Raw genomic sequence first — 19,903 nt, 5'->3', positions numbered from 1 at the left:
TATGGATAATCCGAGATCAAGTTTAGATTAACTATCATGATATTTTAATATAAAGCAGTCAACATAGTTAGGTCTCAGTGCCTGCTGTGGTGTCTATGTTGTCTATAAAATCGAAAGTAGTCTCCACTTATTTAACCTTGAAACAGCTCAAATAGTTATTGATGCTAACGACCGATTTAAGTCGTGGTGCAGCCGTTAGCAAAGCGAACTCTAACGACTATATAGCGCACCGAGAAGTCATAAAAACGAAATAGTGAAACGTCCGCTATCAAAGCTGCCTTTTTTAATTAAGTAACCAACTTCCGCTTCTGGCACAGACTATGTGAAAACAGAAGCAAATTAATATCTACTTTCATTATCTATTGGTTGGCCTACTATTGCTGTAGATACTCATATAGACCGCGTTTCCAATCGCACTAAATTTGCCATGGGTAAAAACGTTGTGGAAGTTGAGAAGAAACTCTTAAAAGTGGTGCCTGCTGAATTCAAAGTCGATGTGCACCATTGGTTGATTCTTCATGGCCGCTATACCTGTATTGGCCGCTATACCTGTATTGCCCGCAAACCAAGATGCGGCTCTTGTATTATTGAAGACTTATGTGAGTATAAAGATAAGACTGATTAGCCGCATGAGCGAAGTCATGTATTGATTTTGTTGCTAGCCAATGGTTAAATTATCATCAAACAATGCTTGAGTGGTGTAAATACCCTTGTTAACTTTAAATATTATTAAACGATCTGTCCTTATTGGAATATGCCTGACTAGTTTATTTTCCTGCACCCAAACAAAAATGCCTTCTACTATTAAGCCAATATCAACGCATGCACAATCAAATGAGTTAGTAATAAGCAAAACAAACTATGAGCAGTCCATGTACGGATTCTGGCTAGGACAAAGCATTGCGAACTGGACTGGGTTGGTTACCGAAATGGATAAAATTGGCAATTTAGGCGAGATAAAAACAGGCAAATTCTATACTTCCGAAGACTGGGGAAAACCAGATCAAGCAAGTATTTGGGGACAAGGTATACCCAGCGATTTGTCCGAAACTATTGACTTTGTGTTTGCCAAAAACAATGAGCCATGGGGTTCGGACGATGACACCGATATTGAATTTATTTATCAAACACTACTCGAGCAACACCAAACTACAGAGCTTAGCGCTGAACAAATTCGCGAGGGTTGGCTTAAGCATATATATTCAAGCGATGAAATCACACCCTATGGAAAAGATCCTGAAGGTGACAATGAAAATTATCTATGGGTATCTAATCAAGCTGCGCACAATCTAATGCGAAATGGAATGCTGCCTCCATTCACCGGACTACCAGAAAATAACCCCCACTTCGACATGATAGACGCTCAGCTTACAACCGAAGTTTTTGGTTTCTTTGCGCCAGCCAAACCAGATATAGCCTTAAGATTGGCTAATCTCCCTATCCGTACCGTAGCATTTGGGGAAGCCGCATCTATCGCTGAATTTTATGTGGTAATGTATTCTCTGGCTGCTCGCTATACCGGACAAACTATTGATATGTCTGACATTCTTTGGATGGCAGACACAGCTAGAACTTATCTACCAGATGGTCAGTACCCTGCGAAAATGTACGATTTTGTGCTAAGTAAATATCTGCAAGGAAATACTTGGGAACAAGTCCGTGATGCCGTGTATCAGCGCTACCAAGTTGAGGAGAGTGACGGGTATAAAATCACTTCCAGAAATCTATATTGTAACGGTTGTTTTGCAGCTGGAATTAATTTTGCCTCAAGCCTTATCAGCTTGTTCTACGGTGAAGGTGATTACAAAAAAACCGTCAAAATAGCGACCTTAGCTGGTTGGGACTCAGACAACCCAGCCGCAACTTGGGGAGGAATGCTGGGCTTTATATTAGGGAAAGAAGGTTTAGAAAAAATTTTTGACCGGTCCTTTTCAAGTACATTTAATATACATAGAACAAGACGTAATTTTCAAAATGACGGTATTATACCCTTGGATGAAATGGCTGCTACTGGTGTGAGTATTGCTGATAGAGTGTTGAGAACAAATCATGTTGTAGACATCAAATCTGATAGTTGGTACATAAAAGATGCTGTAGTGAAGCCTTAAAATAACAACATTAGCGTAAAATTAGGATAAAAGTAGCGTGGCGCAGATCCAAACCTTAAAAACGCTAAGTTTCCAAACAGAACTGGTTAACTATCAAGGTAACTTTCTGAAAGTTATAAAAGTCCTTTAAAATATGATAAGTCTACTTCGCTTATCTTATGGCTGGCCGACAATAGCGGTGGACACCCACATCGACCGAGTATCAAACCGCACTAAATTTGTCATGGGTAAAAACGTAGTGGAAGTTGAACAAAAGCTATTAAAAGTAGTACCTGCCGAATTCAAAGTCGATGTGCATCATTGGCTGATATTACACGGACGTTATACCTGCGTTGCGCGTAAACCAAGATGTGGAGCGTGTATTATTGAAGACTTATGTGAATATAAAGACAAAACTGAATAGGTACAGCCCGCTGTGAGCGAATAAGAGACAATGAATGTCTTAATTATGACTTTACGGAAGCACTGTATACAATATTCATCAAGTAACGTTATAATAATATCATTATTTAGTATGTTTAGAAATAATCGATGAAAACCGTTTTATGCTTTGGTGATTCAAATACGTGGGGATACGAACCTGGTACAGGTCTCCGGTATGACGAGTCCACGCGCTGGACTTCCCTTACGCCAATGTTACTAGAAAATAAAGTTTCCTTCTATGAAGCTGGACTTAATGGTCGCACAACCAACAGTTGTGATACTAAACGCGATTTCCGTCGTGGAACAGAGTTATTAAAGTTATACCTGGAAAGTTGTCGGCCGTTATCGTTGGTGATCATCAATTTAGGAACCAACGATTTAAAGAAGAGTTTGCAACTTTCAGTAGAAGAAATAAAATCTGGAGCAAGATTGCTATGTAAGCAGGCATTAGAGTTTGATTACAGCCCTTATGATAAGCCCCAAGTTATGCTGGTTGCTCCTGCGCCTTTGGTTAACTCACCTGATCTCGATGAAGAGTTCGAGCAACTTGAGCTAGAAAACTCAAGAAAACTTGCCTCGACTTACTATCAGCTTTGCCAAGAGTTAGGTATTCACTTCTTAAATGCAGGTCAGGTAGTGAAGACTAGCCCATTAGATGGGGTGCACTGGGATAAAGCCGCACACCAAGATTTCGCCCGACATTTAGCGGAGGTAGTGAAGGCAATATTATTAGGCGATAGCTGTGCGTGTATTGAAAAAGTAGGAACTACATAATTATTGAAAATGCTTCTGAATAATTTATGTCGGAGTGTTGCTAGATTACTTGCCTAAATATTACACTTTAAAAGTGTAATATTTACTATCAATAAACAGATTCTTGTATCGACTAGAAGAAGTTTTATCATCCAAATTATTATCTCTAAGGTCAAGTCTATCTTTGATTTATCGCCCCCTAAATTCGAGGTAATTAAAAGTCTGTTTTCATACTTTATATACAACTTGAAATGATAGTTGATAGACAGCAATTTGTTGCTTATCAGAAGCCTACTAAATCTACCTTCCTGATACTTTGGCTGGCCGACAATAGCGGTGGACACACACATCGACCGCGTTTCTAACCGCACTAAATTTGCTATGGGTAAAAATGTTGTCGAAGTTGAGAATAAACTGCTTAAAGTTGTACCAAAAGAGTTTAAAGTTGATGTTCACCACTGGCTAATACTGCATGGCCGTTATACGTGTGTTGCTCGCAAACCAAAGTGCGGGAGCTGTATTATTGAAGATTTGTGTGAGTTTAAAGATAAAAAAGAATAAAAAATCTGTATAGAAAATAATAATATCAAAGTAAAACGCTACAGGTTAAATAACAGAAATAAGTCGAGTAAAGTTTTGTAAACCTCCTTTAACAGTAAACTGATTCTTGGTAGTTTTTACAACAATTAATTCAATCTGTAGTTTAATAGGCTGGTTACTATGCGTAATAATCGTTTTCTGTTGATTTGTAGTTTGTTATTTCTCACAGGGTTATCAGCTTGTGGCGGCGGTAGCAACTCTGATAATTCCACATCTTTCTCTCCCGCCTCTGAACCAATTGAAATCACGCCAATAGTTAAAGCGCAATCGACTTATCTAACCTTAGTAGAAGAAGATATCACATACGCTGAAGGATTAAGACACAACAATTCAAGCACAACACCTATTGCAATATCGCTTAAGCTAGATGTTTATTACCCTAGCAATGATTCGACTAATAGACCTGTCTTTATGTTTATTCATGGTGGCGGGTTTACTGGTGGCACAAAGACTAAACCAGAAATTGTAGACATGGCAAGTTACTATGCTTCAAGAGGGTGGGTTTTGGTTTCAATAGATTATAGAACAGCCGAAGAGTTAATTACGACACCAGGCACACCTCAAGATGAGTTACTAGCTTATTACAAAGGCCTTGCACCGCTAGAGTGGATTGAACATGCTCTCCAAGGTGTTGATACTACAAAACAGTTTGAACAAGCTATCGCTATGTACATGGCACAACGAGATGCAAAAGCCGCTCTTCGCTGGATTGTAGCGAATGCCGACACCTACAACATAAACACCGATTACATCACTGTTGGTGGAGCTTCAGCAGGGGCAATTACAACAATTGCATTAGGCATTTCAAACCAAGAAGATTTTAGAGATGAAATTTCTATTGCCGACGATCCCACACTTTCAACGACAAATTTGGAAGAGACCTATAACGTACAAAGCATGGTTTATTTTTGGGGTTCGAATGTAAAACTAGAATTGTTCGAAGATGTATATGGAATGTATTTATATGACAGTGACGATCCTGAGCTTTTCATGGCGCATGGTACTAATGATGTGAACCCATCTACACCGTATTCTGAAGCAACCGAATTAAAAGGAATCTATGATTCTTTAAGCATTCATAACGAGCTTGTTACTCTAGAGGGTGCAGGACATGGAGCTTGGGATGCAACCGTTGGTGGACAAAACCTATCCGAAATGACCTTTGATTTTATCGTAGATAGGCAAAATCTAACTGTTGAATAGTCAAGTCAATCAACTTGAGGCCTTGAAAGTTTATCATTCGTGCTAACCTGGCTCTTAATGTAGTGTCAAACTAGCATCGTTATCGTATCTACTTTTATTGTATTTTGGCTGGCCAACTATTGCGGTAGACACTCATATTGACCGCGTATCAAACCGCACTAAATTTGCTATGGGTAAAAATGTCGTTGAAGAAGAACAAAAGCTTTTAAAGATTGTACCTAAAGCAAAATGGTTTTGTTGAGCGTTTTTACGGTTCATTGCGCAGAGAGTTTTTCGATGACTACCTGTTTGAAACGATCAATCAGGTAAAAGAAATGGCTTGGTTTTGGCGACAGGATTACAATGAAGAAAGAACTCATGAAAATCTCGGTAATCTGCCACCGGCAACTTACCGAGCTAAACTGGAAAACGCTAACTTAGAGCGGTGTCATTAATGGGGAAGTGGACATGAGGTGCCTGTATTATCGAAAATGCATGTGAGTTATAAGAGAAGACTGAATAGTTTTTGGCTTCATTAGACTTGTTCCTGCATATCCAAACAATCATATCTCCCTAGGATTTAGCCTAAAATCACTAGGGCTTTGTGACGTCCAACGTTTAAAAGCCCGACAAAAATTTGCTGCCTCTCGGTAACCCAACAAATCAGCGACAACATATATATTGTAACGAACATCCCCTAAGAGCTTTTTAGCATAAGCCAGCCTTTGCTGATCTAGTATTGACTGATATGAGGTATTTAGTGATTTTAGCTGTCTAATTAATGTACGCTCGGTCATGTGAAATTGTTGGCAAACTTCACTCAACGTTGGTGGGGAGCTTACCTTTCCTTTTTCATTTATTTGCCTATCAAAATGATTATTAAAAATGTGCATTATTCTCATGTCTAGACGATCTTTTTGCGCCAACTCGTCTCGCAACCGCTGGCAAGAGTGTAAGTTAAATTCATAAGACTCTTTATCGTATAGTGGAGAGCGACGATACCAAGTGTTTTTATGAATGAAAAAGCTATTACTTGATTGCTCTTTGTGAATTTGAGATAAGTAAGCGGTTTTGCACCTATCTTCAAATGGTAAACTTTGTGATTGAAAATAAATGGCTAATTCATTTTCAGGAAACCTGCCAAGCAATAATTCTACTAGCACCTCGAACGCGCGTACAAATGCTGAAAAAAACACCTTTTGAAATAATGTATCTCCCGTAGTGTCTTCAATTTTTATTTGAAAATAATCGACAGACTCAATAATCGAAGCAGTGTATACATTACAACGAAGTTGAAACCATTGTGAGAAAGTTGATAAAGCTTTCCCAACACACGGTGCGCTTAAAGCGGCGTAGCCAACAGGGCCATGGCTTGAGGTGCCAAGTAAGGTTCCTAGTTCGACCGGCCAATTAGGAACATCGGTATATTTGTCAACGTTATGTACCATTTGAATAGCAACCGACACATCAACATAATCTAGCTTCTCTAGTGCTGGCAACGAAAGGTTTGTATGTGCAAAGACCTGCTCAACATCTGCAATTCCATGGTTTAAAGCTATTTCTATATAAGCTTTATTTATTTGTCGGAGAGAATCATTCATAAGAAAACTTTTGTGTCAGTTAATGACAACATTAATGTCAAATAATGAAAATAGCAAACATAAATTAACCATTTATAGTTGAAAACTTAACAGTTAAGAGATGCAATATGAATACAACATCACCTGAATCAATTGATAACTATACAAGCCTTTGGCAGGATAACATTCCCCACATAGCGTGGGGTAGCGTATTGCTCTTTATAGGCTACATATTGGGTTATGGTTTGATTATAACGTTAACTACGCAAGGTATACTGCCCTACCCAATCGCCTCATTTTTTTGTATCTACCTTGCTTATGTAGGTTTTACTATCGTCCATGATGCTGGGCATGGCAGCATTATAGAAGAAGGAAGTTTGCTTAAACCAATTGAAAGCATCATGGGTTGGATTAGTGCAGTGCCACTTTTACTTTTACCCTATAGCATGTTTAAACATATTCATAACCGTCATCACGCTTATACGAATGATCCTGAGCGCGATCCAGACCATTTTTCTTTTGGAAAAAAGTGGTACCAAGTCGCCTTAAATTGCTTATTCATTCCATTGAAGTATCACATTATGGCCCATACAACGCTCAGGCATGACCCGTGTATTAGAAGAACTCACCTAACAAGTTTGCTTTACTTCTTAGTGATTGGCTTTTCAATCACTATACTGATGACTTCCGGCTTTGCGAAAGATGTCATTTACTTATTACTTATCCCTAATGTTTTTGCCGTGTTTATACTCGCTTTATTGTTTGACTACTTACCTCATCATCCCCACAAGTCTTTAGCTCGTTATCATAATAGTCGAGTTTATCCTAGTAAGTGGTTAAATTTCTTACTACTCGGGCAAAACTATCACTTAATTCATCATATGTATCCTAAAGTCCCGTGGTATTTATATAGAAATGTCTACCTACAAACATTACCTGATTTAATCAAACGTAACGCTCCAATAGAAGATATTGGCAAAGGGCCACGGGCAGGATTTTTAAGATCACCTCACGTAAAATCTTTACAGCCCGATGGTGCTGCAATTAATCGACTACTGGCTGTAGATAAAGTAGAGCAACTTACGGACGAAAGTATCAGCGTTAAATTTAAACTCCCCAATAACCAACCACTCAAATTTAGCGCAGGGCAATATCTAACCATTAGTAAGTGTTTTGACGGTAAACAAGTGACACGCTGTTATTCTATTTGTTCTAGCCCCAAAGAAAACGACTTAACCATTGCAGTTAAAGCTATTAGTGGAGGTCTTATGTCTAACTTTTTGAATAATAAACTCAGCCCACAACAAGAGTTAATTGTTAAAGGTCCATATGGTAGTTTTATTTATCCACCAGCTCATGAAAAACGCACCGAGTTGCTTACACTGATCGCTGTAGGAAGTGGTATCACTCCTATATTATCCATCTTGAAAACATCTCTTTTTACAGAAGAAAATACGAGAATAAAGTTAATTTATGCAGACGAAAACAAATCTAGTTTAATGTTTTATCATCAATTAGAGCAGTTAAAAGAGCAATTTTCACAACGATTTCAGATTCATTATGTACTTAAGGATAATCGAGAATTGGTTCATGCAATGCAGGGGCGAATTAACAAGTCAGCGTTAAAGGTACTATTAGCTGACCTTACTACAGGAAGAAAAAACGATATTCTCGCCCACACTGATTTCTATTTTTGTGGAGCCACTGAGTTAAAAAGAGACTTGTTATCTATTTTTGATGGCAAAATTAATGACACCCGAGTTCATACTGAGCAATTTACTCAGTCATTAGCCTCACCGCGAGGCAGGTTGCATAAAATTGACATTAAGATCGCTAATGAACAAAGTCATACTATCTCCGTCGCATCCAATCAAACCCTACTCGAAGTAGCATTAGCAAATGACATTAACCTACCTCATGGTTGTAGTTCAGGCCATTGTGGCTCTTGCATATGTAAAGTTGAGCAAGGTAAGGCAAATAACATCTGCGATGATGTGGCAGGGCTCTCTCGTGCAGAAAAGGCCGCTGGTTACGTATTAAGCTGCCAATGCAAGCCACTAGAAGACATGAAGGTATTCATTAATTTATAGTTTATCTATGAGCCCCTTATGTAAACCAAATAACTAGCTTCTTTTCATCGATTTATCGCGTGATTCAATATTTACCTTCATGCCATTAAATTATTTAGGTAAGTTAACAATGGGAGCTAGCTTAACTCATTACGTCAATGCTTACAGCATGGCTACCAAACCTTGCATGCACCTAAATTGATTGTCTTTTGGCAGGCCGACAATAGCAGTTGCCCCCATATAGGCCGCGTTTCAAACCGTACCAAATTTGCCATGGGTAAAAACGTGTTAGAGGTTGAACAGAAACTACTTAAAGTCGTTCCTGCCAAGTTCAAAGTCGACGTTCACCACTGGCTTATTCTGCACGGTCGTTATACCTGTACCGCCCGAAGGCCTAATGTGGCGTTTGTCTCATTGAATAATTGTGTGAGTTTAAGGATAAAACCGAATAACGCCCTTTTATTATTTTTAACTAGCACAGTTATTGCTAATTTAGGAGCAAAACTCACTAACATGAATTTGGTGCATATTTCGGAGAATCCGATCAGTGATTTCGCTATTCCGAACACTGATTTCGGAAAATTGCTAAAAGTGATCGGATAAAACCGAAATAGGTGATCGCTTTAAACCGAAATGCTTGATCGCTTTAGGCCGAAATCGGTGTTCGGTTTGCTCCGAAATATGCAGACAGCGCACTTTATAAGGTGAATTACATATTTGATTAGCAAAGCGATCATCAAAACTGATTTTGAAGACGAAAGTACACGGTGAAAATAATGTTTTGTGGCAGGGTTTACTCTGCGCATAGTGCGGTACATCGTGCTTAATTATTTGCGCTGTTTCCAGCCATTGTGGTGCAACGAGACTTAGTTAATACTCTCAACAAGCCTAATCTAGTTACTTTTGATCTTAAGACGGTTGTTGGTATCACGGCTACTTTTTATAAGTTCATCGCCCTGATTGATAGCGGATGATTTGGCTAGCCTATCATAAAGCACAACATTTGCTGTTGCTGCTAAGTTCAAACAGTCTTTTGTTGGTATATAAACAACATGATCAGCCTGATCAATAACGTCTTGGCTAATTGAACCGTCTTCTGGTCCAAATATGTATAACGCGTTCTCTGGATGCGAAAAATCTATTAAAGACGTTGCGCCAAGGCATAGCTCAACACACACAACTTCCATGTTTTCTGCTTTTTTACTTACTAAACATTCAACTTGAGTCAACGGGATGCTGTTTCGAGATTTATGCGTATCCGTGTTGGTTTTTGTTTCATATTGCGCGGCACGTGCATAACGAGTACCTGTATATAATACTTCGTTGGCGTTAAAACAACCTGCAGCTCGCATTACAGTGCCAACATTGCTAGGCCCTTTAGGGTTAACCAGACCGATAATTACGTTTGAATGACTCATATTGTGGTTTTGCAACTTTATCTACAATAAATTTTGTCGGCTAGGATACCCGAAATAATGTTCTGTTCAACTAAAGCTGCCCAGTTTTCTTAAAGCAGTTACTTTATCTACATAGATAAAAATACTACGTATTATATTTAATCATGCCGACCCATATTATTGTCTAAATGACATGATGAGTATTTGGAACAGCTAACGCCTTTACTACGTTGATAAGGTAAATACTTACTTAGTTAAAGTATCTATAACCTAGTTTTCAACGAGTGAAACGCCCTTAATCGCCAAGTTTCAAAAGAATTAAATGGTTTATTAGATATTAGTCTTAGTCGCTTTTTGACAATGTGAACCGTTGAAAAACAATTAACATAATCGACATTGTAAACAAAAGCACTGTCGTTGGCTCAGGCACTGTCACTGATTGTGATGCAGAAAAACGCACATCTTGTACATTCGCAACAATACTTTCTGTTGAATAAAAGCGTGAATTATTCAATGTAGCACCGTCACCTAAAATAAATGAACGACCCGATGATAAAAAAGTACCACTGATGTTGGCTCCACCAATTTCAAAACTATGAGATGTCGGGTTAGCTACAAAGTTAAAAAAGACATTTTGTGCCGAAATACCACCTTCCAGTAAAATGTTTGCGCCAGAGCCTAACTGGGCCATACCTAAGATGTTAAAGACAAAAGAATCATTAGCATCACCTGTTAGCGTTAAGGTTTCACCACCAGCTAATATTAAGTCACTAATGAGAAATGTTTGCTTTCCGTCACCTGCTATTGCCAAACTATCTGTTACATTGCCTAAGTCTCGACCCGTTAAGCTCTCAGCTTCAGAGGATGCAGTCTTAATGTCCTGAGCTAACTGACTAAAATCGGTACAGCTACCTGTAGTGCCAGCAACAGTCGCTCCCCAATTATTAGTAGCACCTGCACAAGCATCACCGTCAACAATTACGCCACCGCCTAATTCTAAAGTATTTGATGCAGCTACACTGCCAAAAACATGAGCTTCTGAGCCTAGCAATAAGTTACCGCTCCATTGTGACTCACTCGCTGTGGCGAATATATATTGCTCAGCGCTTCCTAAATTAATGACGCCTGCCGACACATACAACGGAAGATTTACTATGAATAACACTAGAAAACATAGAAAGTTTTTCATTGAACAGAACCTTTTTTGACAACACAGCTAAAAATGACAGCGCTATCATACAGAGTCACCTTACCACTGTCGAATAAAAAACAAACAAAACATTAAGATTTTATAAACATATAATTAACGTTATGGGAGGCAAAACTGCCTATAGAAATGAAAGCGATTGAATTAATTAGAAAAAACGAAATGCTTGTACTAACCGACGATTTTGAGGTGATATTACTCTGACCAATACCAGCTAGTAACATTGTAGCGATAAACATCGACTAAACCAGCATTCAACCTTTTTACCAAGTGCTCAGAGCCTATTGAAGATGGATCAAACAAAACGCAACGGTTATATAGCGGTGCCACATTAACAGATTCTTCATTTTGTCCGAGAAAAACAAGTTCACCACCAGCGTCATCCTGCCACGCTTTGTTTAAATATAGTAGCATACATACTTCTCTGCCTGGGGAGTCATCAGCATGTTGCTCTACAAAGTCGTTAGTACTTAATCTAAAGAAGTTAGTATTAAGTTGAGGATCACCCACGTGTTTATCAGTCAAGGTTACATCAAAAATGCGTGACAACACTGACATAAATTCGTCTCCACGCAAATATGATAAAAATTCACTAGCTACCTTGTTACAGTGGGGTAAGGTATTATCAGGCTTAGCCAGATTTTCATTACGAAGCCAAATATCGCGACGCACAAAGCGATGTTCATGCTCGGTGTTATCCCACTCATCATCATCAACATACAATGCAGCATAGGTGTGTTTTTGCGTTTGCCAACGGCTAGGATGATGTAAAACCTTCATCACACGATCGAGTTTATCTTCATCAAACAAGCCATCGATAACAACATGATTAGGGCATGAAGAAACGAGTAGTTGCCGGTAAGTTCTTATAGACGCATCAGTGATCTTTTCTTGATTCAACCACATGATATTAAAATAGATTTCCCAAGCTATTGATTAGTTTGCAATGACTGTAGCCAAGCTTTACCATCAGCCACATTATCAAACATTTTAGTTTTTATATTTGAATGGCGTAACGATGATTGCTCATTTTTAGCGATATATACCAAAGCTTGCTGAGTAACAATCGTTGCTCTGCCTATACAGTTTTGCTGCTCTAACCACTCAAAATGTGTATTTCCAACTTTGTGAGCTTCAGGCGTACTCCCTTCGTAATCAAGCAGGTTGAATAGCATGCAAAAACTAGCGCCATTCATGCCATTTATTATATCTTCAACTTGGGTACATACATGTTGAGATGCGACCTCGTTAAACATGCCAATAAACGTGACACTAATAACGGAATTTTCAACCGTAACCGTGTAATCACCATGTTTAACCATTTACTAACTTTCCACTACCTATTTGTGTCTAAGACTATCTTAGCTACTTTGCAAATACTAGAGGTAAATAGACATGATTTACGGATAAAAGTGAGTTGTTTATTTCTTTAAGAAGGTGATGGTTTTTACGGTTTAATCATAATGAAAACCTTAGCATTTAAGATTTTATCCTCAAATAGCTAAGGTTTTTATAACAACGCCAAATAATATTAGGTTAACTTTTTAACCAATGCTTGACCTACTGCATGAGCACTAGACGGGTTTTGCCCGGTGATGACATTTTTATCTTCAATAATAAAATTTCCCCAAGGCTGTACCTTACTATAGCGAGCGGCCTTTCTTGCAAGTGCCTCTTCTAGTAAAAAAGGTATGTCATTAATCGTACCAAAATCAATTTCTTCTTCACGTGTAAAACCTGTTACCGAAATACCTGCAAGTAAAGGTTTTCCGCTCGATAAGGTAATAGGTAGAAGTGCAGCAGGACCATGACAAACGGCAGCAAGCACACCACCTTCTTCATAATGCTTTGCACTCAAGTGTGCAAAGTCTTCATTTTTTGCCAAATCAGTTAATAAGCCAAAACCGCCCGGATAAAATATCGCCTGATAGTTATCTACATTAAGTTGCTGAACAGGAATTGTATTGTTAATACGGCTTTGAAAGCCTTCGTCAGCAATAATTGTATTATTAACATCGTCACCTGCTATATCAGTGCCATAAAGAGGCGCTTTGCCACCGTTAATTGAGGCAATATCATAATCAACACCTGCCACGTTAAGTTCATGAATAACATGCGTTAACTCAGGGGCATAAGTACCGTTCGCTTGATTCGTATCACCTAACGTTGCATGGTTAGTGACCGGTATTAATACTTTTTTCATAATAGCTCCAATGACTATGTTTAATAAAATGGCTTATTTCACTTTAGCTATACTAATTCATGACAAAACAGATGATAATATAGTAAAACTGATAAACAGTATTGCCATATAGCAACAATAAGTATGTATGAATAGTTTTGATGGTATTATTGAATTTGCAGCGGTTGCTGAAACAAATGGTTTTTCAGCTGCAGCCAAACAATTAGGTTGCAGTACCAGCCACGTTAGCCGACAAGTAGCCCGTTTAGAAGAGCGCTTAGGGTCTTCATTATTAGCTCGCTCTACACGCTTGGTTACATTAACAGATCATGGTGCTAACTATTATCACCAAGTAAAAGAATTGCTGATAGGGCTAGAGCAGGCAAATGAATTAGTAAACCAGCAACAAACTCACTTAACAGGTACGTTAAAAGTTTCAGCAGCCGGAGGTTTTGCTGAGCACTTTCTTGCGCCTGCATTGATGGAGTTTTCTGCGATGTACCCAGAATTGACCGTTGAAATCGATTTAAACAGTCGACTTGTGAATTTAATCGAAGACGGCGTAGACTTTGCTATTCGCTATGGTGAACTATCAGATTCTAGCTTGATCGCAAGAAAGCTAATCAGCAGGCCGCTAATGGCTGTCGCAAGCCCATTATACTTAGATCAAAAAGGCATGCCTAAACACCCTGTACATTTGAAACACCATAATTGTTTAGTGGCAAACAAAGATATTTGGGAGTTCGATGTTGACGGTAAAAAAGAAAATATAAAGGTAAACAGCCGGTGGAAAAGCAACAATGCCAACCTTATTTTAGAGGCATGCACTAGGGGGCTAGGTGTCGCTTACATGCCCAAAAGTACATTTACCGAAGCAGTAGAGAAAAAATTATTAACGCCTATTCTCGAGCCCTACTGGGGACAAGGTACAAGTAGTTGGATCGTATACCCAAATAAACGATTCATGCCACTAAGGGTTCGAGTAGCCATTGATTATTTAGTCGACTATTTTGCAAAGTGGCAGTAAAAGATAAAAATAATCGCGTTTTTTAAAAGCTGAGCGCTCGAGGACAAAGCCAACATTAACGACGATGTCTTTGCTTACTTCTACCCTCAGGTTTCGCTACGCGCTCACCTAATGCTTTTTTTCTCGCGTTTTGCTTTGCTTTACCCTTGCTAATTTTCTTCATCACTGCTTCTGTTTTGGTTAAGTCAGGTTCGTATCCGGGCAACCATTGCTGCATTAAACGCGTATCAAGCACCTCTTCAACCGCTGTGAGTAACCACTCTTCACTCGGTGCCATTAAAGAAATCGCAATGCCTTCTTTGCCAGCGCGACCTGTTCTGCCAATTCGATGAATGTAATCTTCAGCTACATAAGGCAATTCATAATTGATCACAACATGTAAGCTTTGAATATCAATACCGCGTGCCGCAACATCGGTAGCCACTAGGACTCGGGTCGTACCTTCTTTAAATTCCGCTAACGCTTTTTCACGCGCACCTTGTGATTTATCGCCATGAATAGATTGGGTTTTTAGGCCGTCTTTACACATTTCTTTTGCAAGCGCGTCTGCACCTTGTTTAGTGCGTGTGAAAATGAGTACTTGTTGCCAATTTTTTGAGCCAATTAAATGCGATGTTAATTCACGTTTTCTATCTAAATCAACGGTATAAACAACCTGCTCTACCTTTACGGCCGCAGTGTTTCGCTCACTAACCTCAATCAGCTCAGGATCAGTGAGTAAGGTTTTACTTAATTTGAAAATGGCATCGTCGAAGGTAGCTGAAAACAACAAGGTTTGACGATTAATAGGCACACGATAGAGTATTCGATCAATTTCATCTTTAAAGCCCATGTCTAGCATACGATCTGCTTCATCGAAAACTAAACAAGCAAGGTCAGTAAGTTCAAGAGAGCCGTTAATTAAATGATCTAATAATCGCCCTGGTGTTGCCACTAAAACATCAGCGCCTTTGTTCAGCGCTGCTATTTGCGGGTTAATACTTACTCCACCATAGGCAACCGCAACATTGATCTCGGTATTTTCAGCATAACCAACAAAGCTTTTATATACTTGTTGAGCAAGCTCTCGGGTTGGTGTCAGTACTAAAGCGCGCACAGGCCTTTTTTCCGGTATGTCGCCTATTAGCTTTTGCAAAATAGGTAAGGCAAAAGCAGCGGTTTTTCCAGTACCTGTTTGAGCACCTGCCATTACGTCTTTATTCGCTAAAATAGCCGGAATAGCTTTTAATTGAATTGGCGTAGCTTGTGTATAGCCCTTGGCTTTTATTGCATCAATAAGGGGTTTATCTAATGAAAGAGAAGAAAAACTCATGTGTTTATCGCTGACCTTTAGCTGATTTCTTTTGGCTATTTTTAAGTTCAACTTCCAACTCTTGCGAATCAAACACTAAACCTTCTTGATCAACGCTTGGAAAAACCACGACGGCCAAATCATCGTCAGCTAAACCATATGTCCATCGGCTAAACCACTTATTTAAGGAAATGGCTTCTGGCGCGCATTGCGCCCATTCATCCGTCGCCCAAGCTTGAGCAAACTCTTCATTCGGCCACACAGGAACACAGTCTTCCTCTTCGGTATTTAACATGACACACCCATGCTCATCTTTAAGGATCCAAATCGTGTTATTGGCAACAACTTCCTTGAGAAAGTAATTCGCTCTTTGGCTATTGTCATAGGCTAAAATAGTGGTGATTTGTTGTGCATCTAACGCTTGAGTCATGAGGATTCCAGGTGCTTATTATTCATATGTGTATTCTACAAGACTTTAGAACGCTTCGCCGACTTGTTTATTCGATATCACGGTTTTTTAGCCTTATTTATCTACAGAGATGGGCTATAGAAAAATGCCTTGTCCAAGAAATGCTTGAATTATTGGGCATGAGTATTTGGTTAAAATTGATTTAGGTAGTGGGATGTTAGGTAAGAGAAAAGGCTTAAACCAATGTTAGTGAGCACTAACACCGGCTTAAGCTTTAAGTTTTAAGTTTTATTCAAATAGCACTTTATCCGTTATATTATCGGTAAGTAACTTATTGTATTTACTTTCGATATTGCTGCGTTTAATTTTCAATGTCGGCGTAAGTAGCCCATTTTCTATTGACCAGTCTTGACCACAGACATACAAGTAATCTAAACGCTGGTGATGCTCTAATGTTTGGTTAACCTCATTTAACGTTTCAATTAACTCTGATTCAAGCTGTGATTTATTGCTGACAGCTGACTCTGAAAGCATAACCAAAGCGACGGGTTGCTTTAAACCTGCGCCAGTTACGCATGCTAATTCAATATTACTCGACGCACATAACTTACCTTCGATTGGCGCCGGAGATACATATTTACCTTTGCTGGTTTTAAATTCTTCTTTTAATCGCCCAATGATTTTAAATGCACCAGATTGAGTAATCTCACCACGATCTCCCGTTCTAAACCAACCATCAACAAATGCACTTTCATTTGCTTCTGGGTTTAAATAGTAGCCTTCGAATACTGCATCGCCTCTGATTAAAATCTCCTCTTGCTCAGATAGTTTCATTTCTACGCAAGAAAGAGGCGTACCTATGGTGCCTATATCGGCTCTATTAAAAGGATTATTACCACAAGAAAGCCCAGATGTTTCACTCATCCCCCAGCCTTCTTCAAGGTTAATACCTATTTTTTGATACCACGCTATAACAGCAGGAGGCGTTGGCGCTGAACCAGATCCGTAACGAACGACCTCATCAAAACCTAAATTTTTGCGAATTTTAGCTGCAAGCAACTTTCCTATTAGGGGTAAACCGAGTAAAAAGTCGAGCTTGCGTTGCGGAATTTTAGCAAAAATCTCAGACTGGAATTTAAGCCATAAGCGTGGCACCGAGATGAATCGCGTTGGTTTGGCATATTTAACATTATCAATGAACGTATCAAGTGACTCTATAAAGTAAATGGTTGCGCCAGCCACCATTGACGTGCCTTCAATAAGACTGCGCTCAGTAATATGCGCAAGCGGTAAATATGACATACACCTATCACTACTAGATAGCCCTAATGTTTCAACCGCACACTTGGTAGCAGCTAACAGGTTTTTGTGAGTTAACGATACCCCTTTAGGTACACCTGTGCTGCCCGATGTGTAAATAATCGTAGCGACATCATTGAGGTTAGGTAAATAAATATCATTGAGTGGTTCAAAGTTATCTAACCACGCTTGCCACTTACTTGATGCAGTAACCGTTGGATACGGAAAAGCTATTCGTAAAACACTCTCAGGAATAGCAGACTCGGCACTTTCCATTTCATCTAACTTGCCAACAAACATAGCTTTAAGTTCACTATGTTTAACGATATGGCTAATTGTATTTTCGTTGGCATTGAAGAAAATAGGTACGCTGATCATATCAGCCATCATTATCGCTAAATCGGTAATAAACCAGTGAGCACAGTTTTTAGAAATGATACCAATTCGACTTTTGGCAGGATAATTTTGTGCCTTTATGCCTGCGGCAATGCGCCTTGCTTGTTGTTCAACTTCAGCCCAGGAAAACTGGTGCCACTGCCCGTCAACAGGCTGATTTAAAAAGGTAGCATCAGGTTTGTTTTTAGCATGCTGTAATACATATTCAAGGTTCGATTGAAGTTCCATATCACCCTCTATTTTTTGTTATTTAACGTCAGCTTAGCGTTAAATGGGCGATAATTCGAGCAAAACAACATTTAACTCATCTCTACATCACATAATAGTTAAACCGTGTCCTTAGCTTGTCTATTAATAGGGGCCATGCTAATTTTTCCTACTAAGGATTTAACTTTTCAATACACATGAGTGAGCTCGGTAATGGCAGGTCTTATTGTCGTTTTTCTAATTTCTTGGTTCCTACTGCACCGGCTAAGCGGTGAATCTATTAACGTATTAGGACTTACCCCTACAAGAAAAAGGCTCAAAGAATTTTTTATTGGCATGTTGTTTATGGCTTTCATCGCTATGATTAACTTTGTTGGACAAGCTTATTTTAAAGGTATTAGTTACCAGTTAAATACAGACTACGACTTCTTGACCTTTTTAGGCGGCACCTTTTGGATTGTCAAAGCGATTGTTTTCGAAGAACTCGTTTTTCGCGGTGCCCTCTTATATTTGTTAATGACAAGAATTGGTATTGTAAAAGGCTGTTTAGTTAGCTCGATTGCTTTTGGCATTTATCATTGGTTTAGCTATGACATTTTTGGCGAAAGACTCGTGCTCATGGTGTACATATTTCTCGTCACAGGCTGTGGTGGTTGGATGTTCGCATACGCGTTTGCGAAAACAAAGTCATTATTTGCCCCCATTGGCTTACACCTTGGTTGGAACTTTATCACAGCCATTGTATTTTCTGCTGGCCCTATTGGACATCAATTACTGATTCAACAAGGCGAGTCGACGCATTATAGTGAATGGGTAACGCTATTATTTTTTACGCTTCAAGCAATAGTGGCACCTGGCATTGTGACTTGGTACTTGTATGCGCAAAGTAGGAACAAAAAATGATCAAGCCGCACTTCAAGTACAATTTAAATATGAACGTAGAATGAATGCCCTTAAACGAAACACCAAACTTTTGCGCAGTAAAATAATGAAGAATACACTTTACAACACATTAATTTTATTGATTTTAAGTCAAGTCATAGGCTGTACAAGCTTTAATGCCAATAGCTCGTCATATCAACCAACCGATGAAGTAGTTGTACTTGCTCATGGGTTAGGTCGAGGCGAGACAGCAATGTGGCGTTTTGCAAAAAAACTAGAAAGTGCGAATTATAAAGTGTGCCGTTTAGATTACTCTACCATTGGTAAAAACGTAGAGAAGGTCATTGAGCAAACCAATCAACAAATAGATTCATGTATCTCAAAAGCACCAAAAGTGCATTTTGTCGGGCACTCTCTTGGTGGATTAGTTATTCGCGCCTATCTACAAAACAACCAAGAAAAACTGAAATCTTACAACATCGGCAATGCCGTTTTCATGGGTACGCCAAATAAAGGCAGTGAATTGGCAGACCATTTGAGTGAGTCTTGGGTAATGAAAGTCGGTGGAGAAGTTAGTCAGTCTCTTATCACCGGAGACAGCAGCTTTGGTAACACCATTGAAGAAGTAAATATAGTCATGAACATTAATATCGGTATCATTGCTGGTACAAAGCCTTCAGGGTTAACAAAAAAACACTTTGATGGACCAAACGATGGGCTAGTCTCTGTTGAGTCGACAAAATTGAAAAGCATGAAAGATTTTATCGCGATTGATGTAGGACATACCGCGATGAGAAATAACGATGAAGTAACCAAACAAACGATTTATTTTTTAAAAAATGCTGTCTTTAAACATTAAACAGATAGCACCATCGCAAAAATGTTCATACT

16 protein-coding genes and 6 pseudogenes are annotated in these 19,903 nt (G+C 39.0%); 13 read left to right on the top strand and 9 right to left on the bottom strand.

Features of this window, described 5'->3' with window-relative positions; genetic code table 11:
• Window positions 1–358: 358 nt before the first annotated feature.
• From QQK02_RS15855 to QQK02_RS15820, 8 genes and pseudogenes are all read left to right on the top strand, one after another.
• Window positions 359–625, top strand: a pseudogene (locus QQK02_RS15855) (endonuclease III); the annotation flags it as partial.
• Window positions 626–791: 166 nt separating this feature from the next.
• The gene (locus QQK02_RS15850; RefSeq protein WP_407705051.1) at window positions 792–2,108 is read left to right on the top strand and encodes an ADP-ribosylglycohydrolase family protein; all 1,317 of its coding nucleotides are present in this window, start codon (window positions 792–794) and stop codon (window positions 2,106–2,108) included.
• Window positions 2,109–2,262: 154 nt separating this feature from the next.
• Window positions 2,263–2,511, top strand: a pseudogene (locus QQK02_RS15845) (endonuclease III); the annotation flags it as partial.
• Between the two features lie 128 nt (window positions 2,512–2,639).
• Window positions 2,640–3,305 (top strand): GDSL-type esterase/lipase family protein, encoded by a 666-nt coding sequence (locus QQK02_RS15840; protein WP_284209114.1) that lies wholly within the window; start codon window positions 2,640–2,642, stop codon window positions 3,303–3,305.
• A gap of 294 nt (window positions 3,306–3,599) precedes the next feature.
• Window positions 3,600–3,845: pseudogene (locus tag QQK02_RS15835) on the top strand (endonuclease III); the annotation flags it as partial.
• Between the two features lie 192 nt (window positions 3,846–4,037).
• Entirely contained in the window at window positions 4,038–5,087 is a 1,050-nt protein-coding gene (locus QQK02_RS15830) for an alpha/beta hydrolase (RefSeq protein ID WP_284209113.1), read from the top strand.
• Window positions 5,088–5,190: 103 nt separating this feature from the next.
• Window positions 5,191–5,307, top strand: a pseudogene (locus tag QQK02_RS15825) (endonuclease III); the annotation flags it as partial.
• A gap of 1 nt (window position 5,308) precedes the next feature.
• A pseudogene (locus QQK02_RS15820) lies at window positions 5,309–5,521 on the top strand (integrase core domain-containing protein); the annotation flags it as partial.
• Window positions 5,522–5,629: 108 nt separating this feature from the next.
• On the opposite strand, the gene QQK02_RS15815 reads toward QQK02_RS15820, so the two are convergent.
• The gene (locus tag QQK02_RS15815; protein WP_284209112.1) at window positions 5,630–6,667 is read right to left on the bottom strand and encodes an AraC family transcriptional regulator; all 1,038 of its coding nucleotides are present in this window, start codon (window positions 6,665–6,667) and stop codon (window positions 5,630–5,632) included.
• A 107-nt stretch (window positions 6,668–6,774) separates the two neighbouring features.
• Here QQK02_RS15815 and QQK02_RS15810 point away from each other — a divergent pair, with 107 nt between their 5' ends.
• Both QQK02_RS15810 and QQK02_RS15805 read left to right on the top strand, forming a co-directional pair.
• Complete coding sequence (locus tag QQK02_RS15810) at window positions 6,775–8,736, top strand: fatty acid desaturase (protein ID WP_284209111.1); 1,962 nt, start codon at window positions 6,775–6,777, stop codon at window positions 8,734–8,736.
• A gap of 184 nt (window positions 8,737–8,920) precedes the next feature.
• Window positions 8,921–9,137 (top strand): annotated as a pseudogene (locus QQK02_RS15805) (endonuclease III); the annotation flags it as partial.
• A gap of 471 nt (window positions 9,138–9,608) precedes the next feature.
• Here the strand turns inward: QQK02_RS15805 and QQK02_RS15800 are convergent.
• The 5 genes from QQK02_RS15800 to QQK02_RS15780 form a co-directional block, all read right to left on the bottom strand.
• Entirely contained in the window at window positions 9,609–10,133 is a 525-nt protein-coding gene (locus QQK02_RS15800) for an RNA methyltransferase (protein ID WP_284209109.1), read from the bottom strand.
• A gap of 322 nt (window positions 10,134–10,455) precedes the next feature.
• Entirely contained in the window at window positions 10,456–11,301 is an 846-nt protein-coding gene (locus QQK02_RS15795) for an ice-binding family protein (protein WP_284209107.1), read from the bottom strand.
• 213 nt (window positions 11,302–11,514) lie between these two features.
• A complete protein-coding gene (locus QQK02_RS15790) occupies window positions 11,515–12,225 on the bottom strand; it encodes a 2OG-Fe(II) oxygenase (protein WP_284209106.1) in 711 nt (236 codons plus the stop codon).
• Window positions 12,226–12,248: 23 nt separating this feature from the next.
• Entirely contained in the window at window positions 12,249–12,641 is a 393-nt protein-coding gene (locus QQK02_RS15785; protein WP_284209105.1) for a hypothetical protein, read from the bottom strand.
• 209 nt (window positions 12,642–12,850) lie between these two features.
• Window positions 12,851–13,522 (bottom strand): type 1 glutamine amidotransferase domain-containing protein, encoded by a 672-nt coding sequence (locus QQK02_RS15780; protein WP_284209104.1) that lies wholly within the window; start codon window positions 13,520–13,522, stop codon window positions 12,851–12,853.
• A 127-nt stretch (window positions 13,523–13,649) separates the two neighbouring features.
• Here QQK02_RS15780 and QQK02_RS15775 point away from each other — a divergent pair, with 127 nt between their 5' ends.
• On the top strand, window positions 13,650–14,528 hold the full coding sequence (locus QQK02_RS15775; protein ID WP_284209103.1) for a LysR family transcriptional regulator: 879 nt from the start codon (window positions 13,650–13,652) through the stop codon (window positions 14,526–14,528).
• A 55-nt stretch (window positions 14,529–14,583) separates the two neighbouring features.
• Here the strand turns inward: QQK02_RS15775 and QQK02_RS15770 are convergent, their stop codons facing one another.
• The 3 genes from QQK02_RS15770 to QQK02_RS15760 form a co-directional block, all read right to left on the bottom strand.
• A complete protein-coding gene (locus QQK02_RS15770; RefSeq protein ID WP_284209102.1) occupies window positions 14,584–15,840 on the bottom strand; it encodes a DEAD/DEAH box helicase in 1,257 nt (418 codons plus the stop codon).
• A 4-nt stretch (window positions 15,841–15,844) separates the two neighbouring features.
• Window positions 15,845–16,249 carry a DUF2750 domain-containing protein gene (locus QQK02_RS15765; RefSeq protein ID WP_284209101.1) on the bottom strand — a complete coding sequence of 135 codons (405 nt, stop codon included), beginning with the start codon at window positions 16,247–16,249 and terminating at the stop codon, window positions 15,845–15,847.
• 267 nt (window positions 16,250–16,516) lie between these two features.
• The gene (locus QQK02_RS15760) at window positions 16,517–18,151 is read right to left on the bottom strand and encodes an AMP-binding protein (RefSeq protein WP_284209100.1); all 1,635 of its coding nucleotides are present in this window, start codon (window positions 18,149–18,151) and stop codon (window positions 16,517–16,519) included.
• 192 nt (window positions 18,152–18,343) lie between these two features.
• On the opposite strand from QQK02_RS15760, the gene QQK02_RS15755 reads away from it, so the two are divergent.
• Both QQK02_RS15755 and QQK02_RS15750 read left to right on the top strand, forming a co-directional pair.
• Complete coding sequence (locus tag QQK02_RS15755) at window positions 18,344–19,033, top strand: CPBP family intramembrane glutamic endopeptidase (protein WP_284209099.1); 690 nt, start codon at window positions 18,344–18,346, stop codon at window positions 19,031–19,033.
• Window positions 19,008–19,871 (top strand): alpha/beta fold hydrolase, encoded by an 864-nt coding sequence (locus QQK02_RS15750; protein ID WP_284209098.1) that lies wholly within the window; start codon window positions 19,008–19,010, stop codon window positions 19,869–19,871. Before QQK02_RS15755 ends, QQK02_RS15750 begins: the two co-directional genes overlap by 26 nt.
• The last annotated feature ends 32 nt before the right edge of the window (window positions 19,872–19,903 follow it).

The organism is Thalassotalea eurytherma (assembly GCF_030161415.1).
GTDB classification, from domain to species: domain Bacteria; phylum Pseudomonadota; class Gammaproteobacteria; order Enterobacterales; family Alteromonadaceae; genus Thalassotalea_G; species Thalassotalea_G eurytherma.
This window is presented reverse-complemented; position numbering and strand designations above follow the sequence as displayed.